At 48.6% G+C, this 13,538-nt stretch carries 11 protein-coding genes; 7 read left to right on the plus strand and 4 right to left on the minus strand.

The window, feature by feature from the left end:
• Positions 1–181 precede the first annotated feature (181 nt).
• Positions 182–871 carry a hypothetical protein gene (locus BGL48_RS01140; protein WP_069360930.1) on the plus strand — a complete coding sequence of 230 codons (690 nt, stop codon included), beginning with the start codon at positions 182–184 and terminating at the stop codon, positions 869–871.
• 32 nt (positions 872–903) lie between these two features.
• On the opposite strand, the gene BGL48_RS01145 is transcribed toward BGL48_RS01140, so the two are convergent.
• Both BGL48_RS01145 and fabG read right to left on the minus strand, forming a co-directional pair.
• A complete protein-coding gene (locus BGL48_RS01145) occupies positions 904–1,611 on the minus strand; it encodes an SDR family oxidoreductase (protein ID WP_069360931.1) in 708 nt (235 codons plus the stop codon).
• Between the two features lie 33 nt (positions 1,612–1,644).
• A complete protein-coding gene (gene fabG / locus BGL48_RS01150; RefSeq protein WP_069360932.1) occupies positions 1,645–2,376 on the minus strand; it encodes a 3-oxoacyl-ACP reductase FabG in 732 nt (243 codons plus the stop codon).
• A gap of 208 nt (positions 2,377–2,584) precedes the next feature.
• On the opposite strand from fabG, the gene BGL48_RS01155 reads away from it, so the two are divergent.
• From BGL48_RS01155 to BGL48_RS01180, 6 genes are all read left to right on the plus strand, one after another.
• Positions 2,585–2,929 carry a hypothetical protein gene (locus BGL48_RS01155; protein WP_046075644.1) on the plus strand — a complete coding sequence of 115 codons (345 nt, stop codon included), beginning with the start codon at positions 2,585–2,587 and terminating at the stop codon, positions 2,927–2,929.
• Positions 2,930–3,226: 297 nt separating this feature from the next.
• Positions 3,227–4,312 carry a 4-hydroxyphenylpyruvate dioxygenase gene (hppD, locus tag BGL48_RS01160; protein ID WP_069360933.1) on the plus strand — a complete coding sequence of 362 codons (1,086 nt, stop codon included), beginning with the start codon at positions 3,227–3,229 and terminating at the stop codon, positions 4,310–4,312.
• A 224-nt stretch (positions 4,313–4,536) separates the two neighbouring features.
• Positions 4,537–6,804 carry a response regulator gene (locus BGL48_RS01165; protein ID WP_069360934.1) on the plus strand — a complete coding sequence of 756 codons (2,268 nt, stop codon included), beginning with the start codon at positions 4,537–4,539 and terminating at the stop codon, positions 6,802–6,804.
• Between the two features lie 151 nt (positions 6,805–6,955).
• On the plus strand, positions 6,956–7,963 hold the full coding sequence (locus tag BGL48_RS01170; RefSeq protein ID WP_069360935.1) for a sphingomyelin phosphodiesterase: 1,008 nt from the start codon (positions 6,956–6,958) through the stop codon (positions 7,961–7,963).
• A gap of 272 nt (positions 7,964–8,235) precedes the next feature.
• The gene (locus tag BGL48_RS01175; protein ID WP_069360936.1) at positions 8,236–9,378 is read left to right on the plus strand and encodes an HDOD domain-containing protein; all 1,143 of its coding nucleotides are present in this window, start codon (positions 8,236–8,238) and stop codon (positions 9,376–9,378) included.
• Positions 9,379–9,563: 185 nt separating this feature from the next.
• Positions 9,564–9,842: an EAL domain-containing protein gene (locus BGL48_RS01180; protein WP_069360937.1), complete on the plus strand. Its 279-nt coding sequence runs from the start codon at positions 9,564–9,566 to the stop codon at positions 9,840–9,842.
• A 61-nt stretch (positions 9,843–9,903) separates the two neighbouring features.
• On the opposite strand, the gene BGL48_RS01185 is transcribed toward BGL48_RS01180, so the two are convergent.
• Together BGL48_RS01185 and BGL48_RS01190 are read right to left on the minus strand one after the other, a co-directional pair.
• Positions 9,904–11,103 (minus strand): MFS transporter, encoded by a 1,200-nt coding sequence (locus BGL48_RS01185; RefSeq protein WP_069360938.1) that lies wholly within the window; start codon positions 11,101–11,103, stop codon positions 9,904–9,906.
• A 111-nt stretch (positions 11,104–11,214) separates the two neighbouring features.
• A complete protein-coding gene (locus tag BGL48_RS01190; RefSeq protein WP_069360939.1) occupies positions 11,215–13,503 on the minus strand; it encodes a TonB-dependent receptor in 2,289 nt (762 codons plus the stop codon).
• Positions 13,504–13,538: the final 35 nt, after the last annotated feature.

Here is a 13,538-nt window from a genome sequence, read left to right on the forward strand (position 1 = left end):
TGCGTTGTTTGCCGCCAATGGGAGGAGATATTGGCGCAAAACGGTTTAACGTGAATTGATGATTGCAGCGCCCGTTAGACGCTAAAAGTGTGATATTCCATACAAGATTTTTTCTAGGAGTGCACCGAGCGGGCGTAAATCGTTATGCTAGCGCCGAGTTAGAGGATGCAAGGATGTTGTTATGATGCGCTGGGTATGGATGAGCGTGTTATTGCTTAGCCTCACAGGATGCGCGCAAAAGCTTGGTCGGCCATTTGATATTAAAAATCTGGCCAAGTCAGACATGGATTTAATTACCGATATTCACATTGCTGAAATTCGTGATCTCAGCGAAGCGCTCATCGTGAAGTTATATAAGCGCAACCCGCGCGAGCTTAAAAAAGTGCCGGGCATGACCATTGAAAAGCGTGTGGCGCAATTGATGACAACGGAGCGCCCCGACAATGGCTTTCGAGAACTAGGGGGAATGGATGGTATCGCGCTGTTGCCTTTAGCCTTTTCAAGTGAATTTGAGGGCGACCGCGTGTTTGCGCTGATGGCTGGTGTTACCGGCATGATCAGTGCCAGCTATAATCATCAACTTGAGTTTTTTTTGCTCGATGATATTGATCAACAAAAACTCTATAACAGTGCGCGAAACCTAGAGAAGATCGCTTGGTTGTTGAATAATGAAAAGGACGACAACGGCCAACTGTTGTTGCTGAGTAATGGCATGGGCAAAAATGGGGTGCCCAATTACAGCTACGAACGCTTATTGAGTCAGATGATCATTATTCAAGATATGATGGCGGTGATGGTGGCAGACAGTACTAACCGTAATATCAATCAGGTTGTGCACAGTATGGCGTCGATGACGTTCTTCCCTATCTAACTAACGAGGCGGTGCAATCACCGCCTCGCCCCTTACCAGCCGATGTCTTGGCCTTGATAATCGATAAAGTTGCCGTTCTGACTGTCCGTGAGGGTATCGAGCACATGTTTTAGTCCTTGTGCCGATGTGGCGGTATCAATCAGGGCATTGGGTCCACCCATGTGCGTTTGTACCCAACCAGGGTGGAGAGCAATCGAACGAATGCCTTTACTTCGTAGGTCAATAGATAGGCTTTTGATCACAGCATTGAGCGCGGCTTTTGAACTTCGATAAATATACCCGCCACCTGATTGGTTATCACTCATGCTCCCGACTTTTGAGGACAAGAAAGCAAAAATGGGTGTATGGCCACTTTGGCTTGCCTTTTCAAGATGCGGGGTGAAATGTTCAGCGATAACCAGTGGTGCGATGGTATTGACCTCCAGCACGTCGCGCCATGCAGCTGTGTCCACTTCACCGAATTGATAGCCTTTGGGGCCATAGAGTCCAGCATTATTGATCAGTAAATGGATAGGTGTGTCACTAAGCTGTGAGGCAAGATGCTGTATTGCGGTATGATCCGTTACATCCAGTCCGTGCGTGGTGAGTGTTGCGTAGCGGTTTTTTAATGTCATTAAGTGAGGCGCAGAGCCGGGGAAGCGGCAGCAGGCAATCACCTGCCAACCGTGCTCAAGGTACAACTCGGTGAGCGCTAGACCAATTCCACGGTTTGCGCCTGTGATAAGGAGTGTTGGCGTCATTGTTGCCTCATAGTGGCTGATTTGGTTCCACTATTATATGACTAATCCCCCGTCGACTTTAAGCGTCTGCCCTGTGATAAAGCTCGCGTTATCACTGGCGAGAAAGCTGATCGCATTGGCGATGTCTTGGGCGGTGCCCATTCGTCCCAGCGGGGTTTTTCCTTTCATCATCTCAATGACTTTATCGGGTAAGTTTGCTGTCATGGGCGTTTCAATAAAACCGGGGGCGACGCAGTTAGCGCGTATTTGTGCCCCATGACGGGCAAGCTCTTTTGACCAGGTTTTGGTCATGGCTATCACGCCCCCTTTTGATGCCGCGTAGTTGGTTTGACCAATATTACCATCGGTGCCGACGACGGAAGACAAGCTCACAATCGCGCCTTTCTCTTGCGCTATCATCAGTGGCGCGATCGCTTGTGTCATGGTAAAGACGCCTTTTAGGTTAACGTCAATGACTGCGTCCCAGTCACTTTCGCTCATTTTGGTGAGTAGGTTGTCTCGGGTGATGCCAGCATTGTTCACCAGTATATCGATCACTGCGTGTTGTTGGTGCAGGGTCTGCACCCAATTCGCGACAGCGTCTTGATCGCAAACATCCAGCGCGACGGGCACGATAACCGCATCCGTCTGCCAGTCTTGCATGTTGTCAATATTCCTATCTAGTGCATAAATTTTGGTAGCGCCTTGCTCAACAAAGGTTTCAACAATCGCGCGGCCAATCCCTTGTGCGGCACCTGTAATGACACAGTGTTTACCGGTCAGCATGGTGTTTCTCCTCATTATATTCATCGTGATTTTCTTGGGCGTTGGGTCACCTAAGCCCCTGCTTCTGCGTTGGTATCTCACGGCCAACGTAAGATAACGTGCAACAACTAGGCCAGTGGTGACATCCTCTATAGTAAATAGAGATATCAATTTGTGGGCGTATAGGCTAAAATTTAATCAAGTTGTCACCTTGTTCGAGAGAGGACCTATGCCGACGTCAATCAATTCGCAACCTTTAGCGCAGCAATACATGCAGCGCCAGCGCGATCGTCAAGATGACCAGGTCAATGGCGGTCTCAATAACTCGATGAGCGTGCAAGAGCGTGCCGAGCTGATCCGTAAAGAGCGAGAAGAGCAAAAAGAAGCCGCAGCATCGGGCGAGCAGCGTGAGGATAAACGTGATTATCAAGCCCTCATTGATCGTGTTGCGGAACAAGAAGCGCAGAAAACGCGCGCTGATGCCTATAACCAACAGCAACAAGCGTTGATGGATCAAGTGCAAAAAACCATCACTCCCAATGGCCAGCAAAATAGTTATAGCCTCAAGGTGTAATCCTTTCATCTGCCCACTTTTTGGTCGCCGCCTCTGGGCGGCGTTTGTGTCTTTGCTGTGTGGTTTTTATCTTGCGTTGCAAAAATGTAAAACAAAGCAGGGTGTTGGTCGCTATTCTTTACACTTCTAATTGGCTTAAACCCCTAATAAAACGCGGTTGTCAGCCTTTTTCTCTCACTGTTCAGTATAAGTGACACAATTTGTTAACAATTGGTTAGCCTGTTGTCCGCCTGTCTTCCCTAGTCCCAACCACCGTCTAATGCTATCTCTAATGCTACACACAAGGAGGAAGCGATTATGACGTCAACCATGCAAGCACCTGTCAAAACGATTAATCCATTGGGCACAGATGGATTTGAGTTCGTCGAATACACAGCGCCCGATCAAGCGGGGATTGATGCGCTTAAAAATTTGTTCTCACTGATGGGTTTTGCCGAAATTGCCAAACACAAACACAAGGATGTTTGGCTGTATCGTCAGGGAGACACTAACTTTATCGTCAACGGTGAGCCTGAATCACAAGCGCAAGGCTTTGCCAAGCAGCACGGTGCGAGTGTCAACGCCATGGCGTTTCGCGTTCAAGATGCGGTACACGCGATTGCGTATGCGGCTAAACAAGGCGCCAAAGTGGTTGAACCAAACATTGGTCCGATGGAGCTTAGTATTCCCGCGGTATACGGCATTGGTGATTCATTGCTTTATTTTGTCGACCGCTATGGCGACCAAAGTATTTATGAAGTCGATTTTGACTTTTATCCAGATTGGCAATCGCGCCTGAAAGAAGCGGATGCAGGATTGAAAGTCATCGACCATTTAACCCATAACGTGGATATTGGCAACATGGACGTGTGGGCTGACTTTTACGAGCGTATTGCCAACTTCAAAGAGATCCGGTTTTTTGACATTGAAGGCAAAAAGACTGGGCTAAAGTCGCGTGCTCTGACCGCGCCTTGCGGAAAAATCCGTATTCCCATCAATGAGTCAAGTGATGACAAGTCACAGATTGCAGAGTACTTGAAAGAGTACAACGGTGAGGGGATCCAGCATATCGCCATGACCACCGACAACATCTACCAAACTGTGCGGACGTTACGTCAACGAGGTATGGCATTCATGGATACGCCGGACACCTACTATGAGAAAATCAACGAGCGTGTCAACGGCCATGAAGAAAGCATCGACGAGTTGCGTGACACCCGTGTATTGATTGACGGTGACGTAGACAGCGGCATCTTGCTGCAAATTTTCACCAATACTGTTATTGGGCCGGTCTTCTTTGAAATTATCCAACGTAAGGGTAACCAAGGCTTTGGCGAAGGTAACTTTAAAGCCTTGTTCGAGTCTATCGAGCTAGATCAAATGCGTCGTGGTGTATTGGACTAACTGAAACGGCATATAACAAACCCGCTTGGGGCAGCGATACGGGTTATCCGGATAAACTGACTCCAATCGGTAGCGTGTCATTATTTGTAGACATTGCGTGTGGCAGGCGCTCCCTTGGGAGCGCCTTTTTTGTCCTTTTTCGCCTACTAACTAGGACATTTCTCGCCCAAAACAAGATTAGACTCTATGATTAGCAGAGATGCTTTGCCAATAAAAAGGTGATTATGAAGGTAGGTAGCCCCCTGACACGCCCTTCGCTTTCTGCGGGAATCGTTACCAAGCTAGCCTTAAGCTGGACCGTACTGACTGCATTGTTTACGGCGCTTCTCCTGCTGGGCGATTACCAAACGCACAAAGCAGATGTCGAGCGCGCCTTGCAACAGGTAGGCAACAGAGATCTCAGTGCGATGACTGGGCATCTATGGCGTGTGGAAACGCAAGCTTTTGAGCAACAGGTAGAGCAGCTCATCGCCCAACCTGAGATTGACTATATCCATGTATATGATGCCGATGGCTCGTTAATTGAGCGCGGCGTGGAGCCTGCTGCACAGTCGTTGCAAAAGCGTTGGTCGTTAATTGCAACCGACGAGGGGAACGAGTATACCCTTGGGCAACTTGAGGTGGCGTCAAATTACACGGCGTTAAACGCCTATTTTGGTGATAGTGCTCAGTGGGTTTTTCTTGGATGGTTGGCGGTGTCAGGATTGGGAATTATCAGCTCTATGTGGATTGTGCGCCGCCACTTAGATAGGCCGTTATTGGCGCTACACCAGCAAGTTAACCAGTGGGAGAATGGCATACCCACACCGATTCAGGTTCCACGCCAATTTCATCATTGGCGGGGTTTTGAAACGCGTTATAACGCCATGATCACAGCGCTAGGGCAACAACTGACGCAGCTAGAGGACGCGAAGCACGACGCTGAAAAGGCCAGTCAAAAGAAAAGCGAGTTTTTGGCCAATATGAGCCATGAGATCCGCACACCAATGAACGGCATTATTGGGATGGCCTCACTGTTAAAGAGCACACGCTTAAATGACGAGCAACAAGAGTTTGTTGAGATGTTAGAAACGTCGTCGATGTCGTTATTAGATATCATTAACGACATCCTCGATTTCTCTAAAATCGAAGCAGGTAAGTTAGAGCTAGAACCATTAGAACTCAATATATTTGAGTTAGGGAAAGATCTCGAGAACCTGTTCATTCTTCGTGCCAAGGAAAAGCAACTCGCCTTTCGCTGCGAGATAGACGCTGATATTTCCCCATTGTTGATCGGCGATGCACCGCGATTACGCCAAGTGATGATTAATTTGGTGGGTAATGCAATCAAGTTTACTGAGCGTGGAGAGGTGGTTGTCTCTATCAAGCAAGTGAGCGACGAGGATACCGCCAGTGTGCTGCGCTTTGAAGTGAGCGATACCGGGCCAGGCATTCCCGTTGAAGAACAAAGCCGTATTTTTGGTAAGTTTGAACAAGGTGATTCTTTAACCGCCGCCGCTCGAGGCACAGGGCTGGGGCTCGCCATCTCACAGCAAATTGTCAATTTAATGGGGGGGCGAATCACCCTCAACAGTGAAGTGAATGTGGGCAGTCTATTTACGTTTACCGTGCGTTTTGAGTGTGCGGATATTCCTTTAGCCACGCCGGTCGAGGCTTATCTTTTTGCCGGTGCGCCGATGTTATTGGTAGACGATAGTCGTTTAAACATGCGCATCACCACGGCACAATTGAGCAACCTTGGCTGCCAGGTTACATGCTGCATGCACCCGGATGACGTGATCCCTTTAATTCGCGAACGCCTTGATAGCCACTATCCCTTTAAAGTGATTTTACTCGATAAAGTGATGCCCAAAATGGATGGCTTTCGCTTGGCAGAACAGATCATTGCTACATTTGCAGATAAAAGCCCTGCGATCATGATGTTAACGGCGGCGCCTGATGCATTAGATAAGCCGCGGATTGAACGCTCAGGCATAGAGGGTTACTTAGGTCGTCCCTACCAATTTAATGACTTAAAAGCGCATTTGGTGCGGATCTTACAACAGCGCCAACCGACGCTGGGGGTCGTACGCTCTACCGGAAAAGGCACCTCACTGGCTGGGTTGCATGTCTTAGTCGTGGAAGATTCCAAAGTTAACCAACGAGTGACTGAAGCGATATTGACTCAGCTAGGGGTACATGTCCGTTCGGCTGCCGATGGTGAGCAGGCGTTAGCGCTATGGAAAAGCCAACCTTTTGATGCGATTTTCATGGATTGTCAAATGCCTGTGATGGACGGTTATCAAGCCGCTGAACACATCCGGGCACAAGAATCACGCTTTAACCGAACCCCCATTATTGCACTGACCGCGAATGCGACAACGGAAGACAAGGAAGCGTGCTTAGCCGCGGGGATGGATGATTATATTGCCAAACCTGTTAGGCAGCATGAGCTTGCGACCATGCTGAGAAAACATACCTTTACCTCGCAAACCTACTTAGTGACGCATTAATGGCGTAATACAAGGAACGTGATATTAGTTACAAAATTATCAGAAAAAGTAAACAAATACTGGGGCGTCTCAAATGATTTTCGTTAGGCTTCTAATCTTTTGGTGGGCGAAACACCGATAACAATTAGAAAGCAAAACGAAAAGAGGAAACATGAAAATCAATAAACTGCTCTCAACGGCAGCGGCGTTGCTGCTTAGCCTCAGTGCGCATGCGGGTCAGCTTAATGTCATGGCGTATAACATTATGCAACTTAGCAACCTACAAGACTGGGATCAAGCTGAGCGTGCAGCCCGTCTGCCGCAAGCCATTGCCGACATGGACACGCAGCCTGATGTGATCTTGGTGAGCGAGGCCTTCAACGCTGAAGCTGAGCAAGCGATGAATCAGCTTGCAAGCCTGTACCCTTATCAAACACCGAATGTCGGACAAGACTGTAGCGGAGAAGGTTGGGATGCACTGACTGGGGATTGCTCCAATTCTTTATTTGTCGTGCGTGGCGGCGTGACGATTCTCTCCAAGTACCCCATTTTGACTCAGAAAGCGCACGTTTATCATCACAGCCTGAAAGGTAGCTGGGACTACCAAGCCAACAAAGGCTTTGCATACGTCGAAATTGACAAAGAAGGCGAAGCTTTTCACCTAATTGGCACCCATTTACAAGCCACGCATGATGGGATGTCCGATGAAGAGCATCAAGTGCGTCTGGGTCAGCTAGGTGAAATTAAAGACTTTATCGATAAGGCGGCGATCCCTGCTGACGAGCCTGTGATTATTGGTGGTGATATGAATGTGGAGTGGAGCCGCCAAGATGAAATTAAAGACATGAAAGCAGCATTAAATGGTGCATTGCGCTTTACCGAGCCGGAAGTAACGTCTTTTTCTGCCAAGCACAACTGGTTCACGAAAGCGAACGCGTATCACTTTGACTATGACCTTAACTACAACACCACGTTAGATTATATTTTGTGGAGCCGTGATCATGCCGTGCCAGCTAATCAACCTGAGATGCAGGTGGTACAGTTAACCGCTAACGACCGTTGGTATTGGGACTACCTTGAAGGCGAGTGGCCGCAAGCGGCTGGACAAACCTATCATGATGGTTACTACAATGAACTCTCTGATCACTATCCGGTCATGGTACAGTTTGAATTTGAATAATTTCAGCGCTTGATAGATCGCATTGATATCGGGCTTAACGATGTTAAGCCCGCTTTCCCCACCCTCCATAAACGTCAGCGAGACACGGCTTATTTCTGCGCTTAGCCCAAGACAGTCTGGAATTTTGGACTACGCTTATTGAAAGGATCGCTGGGCATCTCATCTTGGATAACGCTTCATAGGGACACGCCGAGGCGTTGATTATTCTCTTATTGGCGACCTAGCGATAGTGTTAAGGGGCTTGAGGACAACGATCAGAAGACGAGGGAAGCATGACTAGGCCGCGTTTCCATATCATCTATGTTGACGATGACGAACTCACATTAAAGGCGATTGGTCGGGAGATTCGCCGCTTGAAACCAAGTTGGGCTATCAGCTTGATCAAGGATCCTACCCAGTGGGAGAAAGGCCTATTAGATGATCAGCCCCCGTCTTTGGTGATCAGTGATCTCTTGATGTCCAAGCTCAAAGGGGATGCATTACTAGACCAAGTTAGGGCACGTTTCCCGGGTACGATACGTGCGCTGATAACAGGGAACACACGCCAAAAAATTACTGAATTAGCGACGCCCAGTGTGCACTTCGTATTACCCAAACCCTTCTCTGAAGATGGCTTCAATAATGTGCTGAATAGTGTTGAGCGTCTCCATAAGTTGCCGATTGATGCTGAAACGCGTAACCGGTTGGTCGGTATTGAGGACTTCCCCGTCTTGCCTGACTGTGTGCGCCATTTACGTGCCACGATTAATGATCCCCATTCGGACATGGAACAAATTGCACGAGTGGTCAGTGAAGAGCCTCCCTTAGTTGCCCGACTTTTACAGCTTGCTAATTCTGCTTATTTGGGCTTTCGAAACCGAACATGGTCACTAGAGACAGCGATAAATCGATTGGGCATTCAATCGGTCGAGTCAATTGCCGCGACAATGGTGGGACATAATGCCTTTAAGCACTTGTCCACCCAAGAACACTATGCGGTGGTGGATGAACATATTGAACTGGCTAATGTGAGTAAGTCGCTGGGGCTATTCCTCGGGTATGACAAAGCGCGCGCAGAGCGTTTGTATCTTGCATCAGTGTTGTCTGCGTTAGGGGAGCTAATGGCGCGAGAGCTTGGCTGTCGTGACAATGGCAACAATCCCATTTGCGATTTACCCGTTCGTTTTGATACCGCGCTCGTCGTCTCGAGTTATATCATTATTTTGTGGGGCTATGACTATGAGTTTGCAGAGATTGTGCTGGCAAGCGGTGCCATCCCATTGTCCCCTGACAGTGAGCGCACCAAGGATGGGGCGCTCTTGCATTACTGCCGTCAGTGGATTAATGCGAACGATATCGACAAAGCCAAGCTTTTACAGTCTTGGTCGGCCAATATCGGCGCTTTTTTTACTCAATCGTATAAAGAGACGATTTGAGTGCGTCAGATCGTAATATGACGGCGTTTTTCCTGTGCATGTAGCATAAACATGGAAGGGGCTCATGAAGGATAACGACATTGACGATTGTGTTGCCCGACTCGGGCAATCATGCTGAGCGTATGTCCCCGCCAGTCCATGCGGCGATGATAGGAGACCGCAGCCCATGATGGCCTACTTTTGACGTGATAAAAATTGATGGTCGCTTTGTCCGTCAAATCGGTCAGAGTGAAACGGATGAAGTGATCTTGTCATCAATTTGCCAGAGTGCGACCTTACTCAATATAGAGTTGGTCGCTGAGTGGGTCGAGAATCAAAACCAAATCGACGTTTTGAGAGAAAAAGGCTGCACGCGTGTGCAAGGCCATGTCATTGGTGCGCCGCTCCGTCGAAGTCGTCTTCTTGAGTTTTTGGCGACGTTTAAGTCAAAAACATGCCCTACCAAGCTTGGCGGCAGTGATTAAGTATTATTCGCTGCCTAGAGATCGGACGCACGAGCAGCGAAAGCTTGCTAAGAGAGCTGAGTTAGCAAGACGGAGCGGGCGGTTTGATAATAAATATCCCAATGGCAACCACGCAGGAAAGCAATATGCAGGTGACCGTAGGCAGTGGCGGATAACTGAGCGTGAGCGTTGCTAGCAGGGACGCGAGTCCATAACCCAGTGTATGGGCCATGGCAATATAACCACTGACCTTTCCCGGTTGATCGTCAAGTTGTTGCATCGCTTGGCTGGTATAGGCAGGGATAAGGAGTGCGCAGGCGCCAGATATCACCAGCATTGCCATCACTAACGCGGCAAAATTTGGCATCAATAGCATCGCGTAGCCTGTCACCAAACTGATTGCGCCAATGCTTAGCATACGCTCGGTGCTCAGACGCTGCCTTTTTACCATCAACACTTGTACGGCTAAGGTGGCGATACCGCTTAATGTCAGTAAATAGCCGATGGCTTGGCTGACATGATCAGCGGACCATTCGGTGAGGTGATTGAGCATGGGGGTGAGATTGTATTGCAACAGAGCAATCGCTGCACATACGGCAAGGCCGTAACCCATGTAGGGCCAAATGGCTTTGGGCGCTAACCACAGATTGGCGAATGAATGAGATTCGTCCTTTTTACCCGCGCAGTGAGGCATCACACTGACAACCAGTGCCGCCAATACGGGCAGCAATAGCATCAACGTCAGTGAAGCGTAGGGGCTGATCACTAATACGGCTGAGGCAATCAATGGGCCAGCGAGTCGGCCGAGGCTTAAGCCAATACTAATGGAGGTAATCGCTTGCATACGGCGTGCTTCCCCGGCGAGTAACACGGCCCAATGCTGATTAGCAGGCACCATCCCTGCGACCGTTAAGCCGTAGATCACCCGAGCCAGTACCGCAAGCGCCAACCAAGGCCACTGAGTAGCGCTGCTCTGTGCGCCCAGTGTCGCTGCGAGCAATAACGCGAAGCTAATCGCCATGCCGGCTAGTGCTTGCAGGACCACAAACTTAGGACCATGTTGGTCGCTGATCCGTCCCCAAAATGGCGCGGCAGGGAGAAATAACACGCTTCCTACAGCAATAATCACTGCCCATGTCGACAGTGAAAAGCCACCTTGCGCCACCAGTAGGGGGAGCGAGACCAAGAGTCCATTCTGACCAATCCCCATCAAGGCAGCAATCAAGGTCAAGGTGAGCGGTTGCCACCTTGCGGTTTGTTTCGCGCTTTTAGGGTGTGTCATCACAACTACTTACAGACACGGGCTTACTGGGCAATATTGTGGTGCAACTATGGGTGAAACACATTGAGAGAAAAGGCGCCCAGCGAGGACTGGGCGCGAAAAGGAACATCATTAGAACGTGGCGCTGTAGCTTAAGCTAAAGGTGCGGCCGACACCTTGATAGGTGACTAGATCCGCTGGAATACTTGGGCTGTAGACTTTTTGTGCCTTTTGACTCCAAATAGTTAGGTAATCTTTATCCAGTAGGTTTTGGATACCAAAGTTAATTTGACCGACTGGCAAGGTGTAATAACCATTGAGACCGACAAGTTCATAGCCCTCGAGGCGATCACCCTCTTTATCTGATAAGTCACCAACATGTTGCAGGTTAAGCTCAGTGCCCCAATCGAAGTTATCGTATCCGATCGCTGCCATCGCAGTTGATGGGCTGGCGGTGTAGATACTCAAGTCTTTCCAAGTGCCTTTATCTTTTTCCTCACTTTCGACAAGATGACCTTGCAAGCGAGAGTACCAATTATCAGAAATATAGTAGTTGACTTGACCTTCTAAGCCATAAATACGCTGCTCATTGTTGTCTAATTCGAGCTGTGTATTAGAGTATTTATAGGTTTTGTCAGAAAGTGAATAATACGCAGATAACTGAGTGTTAAATGACGCATTGCTGAGGCGCCATCCAAGCTCGTAAGAATCTGTTTTTTGACCATCAAGGCCTACATTACTGACGCTAACGTAATCATCTAAAGCAGAGCCAGAATATGAGCCATAGCCGTAAAACTTACTGGGATCAGGCATGTTAAAGCCTTGGCTAAAGTTTGCCCATACTTGCTGCTTGTCAGTAAGATCATATTTAATACCGGCATTAAAGAGCCATATATCTTTATCCGCTTTACCGCCAGGGATAGCTTCTGCCTGCGGTTTTCCGTCTAGCAGTGTAGCGAGTTGCTTATATGCACTGACAAAACTATCACCATCGTACTCCGTATTTTGATAGCGAATACCAGCGAACAAGTTGGTTTTATCTGTGATTTCCCAATCAATTTGGCTGAAGACACCGACATTTTGTGTGGTGAAGTCAGGATAACGATCGATATTTGCTTTGTGTTTAAAGTTTAACCCCTGACTAGCTGCACTAACCGATGGGTCATAAATACGTTGAAATGCACTAAAAGTCTCATGTGAATAGTCCACACCATAGTTTAGTGTTGCCTGAGTAAAGTCTTTTTGTAGCAGCAGCTTTCCGCCTAGTACGTCATTGCTCTGCTCTGAGGCACCGAATGCTAGTGTGGGAGCTGATATATCACCAGAAAGAGCGTAATCAACTTTTTGCTTGAATGACTCGGAAATCATTGGAAAGGGAAAGTTCCCGAATGTCTCTTCGCGGTAATAGACTTGAGCCAAAAGGGAGTGACCAGCGACATTAGCGTGACTATATTGAGTGTTAAGCATCAACCTTTCGGTAAAAGGCTGCTCATCTAACGATAAACCATTGGAACGTTTTAGATATGATGAATCTAGTAGTCCTGAATATAATTCAACATTACCAAAGCCAGCATATTTGGGATATATCGCACCAACTGGAATACTAGTTTTAGGCCCGTAATCAATCCCATAATCCGTATCTTGCTGACTGTCATAGTATTGCGCGGTTAGGGAGAGGTGCTGTTCGTCATCAGGGCGATAATCGAGGCTACCCATCACATCAATGCTGTCATTGAATTGGGTATCGGTTTGGGTCACATCGGGCAGGATAGGATCGCCATTGCCGTCGTAGGCCGCACCTTTACCTTCATACGCGACGGATAAGCGCCCTTGCAAGCTATCACTGCCGCCGGAGACCGCGACCGCGGCTTGCTTGGTGAGATCGTCGCTGTTGTTAAACCCAGTGGTGACGCCAGTCTGCACCTCGAGTTGCGCATCGCCCGCTTCACCGCGTTTGGTGATGATATTAATAATACCGCCGGTTGCGCCTGCGCCATAAATGGAAGTAGCGCCTGACAGTACCTCAACACGCGCGACATTAAAGGGGTCGATACTATCCAGTTGGCGGCTGATGGTTCGAGCAGCATTCAGAGCAACGCCATCAATCATGATTTGCGCGCTGCGGCCACGTAAATTCTGTGAGGCGTTGGTGCGTGCGTTGGTGCTGCCAAAGTCAAAGCTTGGGATCAGCTTCCCGAGCGCGCCTTTTAATGACTCACCGCCTTGAATTTCACGGGTTAACTCTTCATTGGTGATCACCCAGTTGGTGCTGGCGGAATCGGCGATGGTCGTTTGAATCTTACTACCGGTTACAATGATGGTTTCGGTATTGGCCGCAGAAGGGGCGGCATGGGCGAGATGGGCGCTGATCACTAACGCCAGCGGCGAGAGTGAAAAGCCGACTGCTTTTATGGTGTTCATAATTATCCTTATACGTCACAACCCTGCAGGGCATG

This window comes from Salinivibrio sp. SS3 (genome assembly GCF_001722105.1).
Taxonomy (GTDB): domain Bacteria; phylum Pseudomonadota; class Gammaproteobacteria; order Enterobacterales; family Vibrionaceae; genus Salinivibrio; species Salinivibrio kushneri.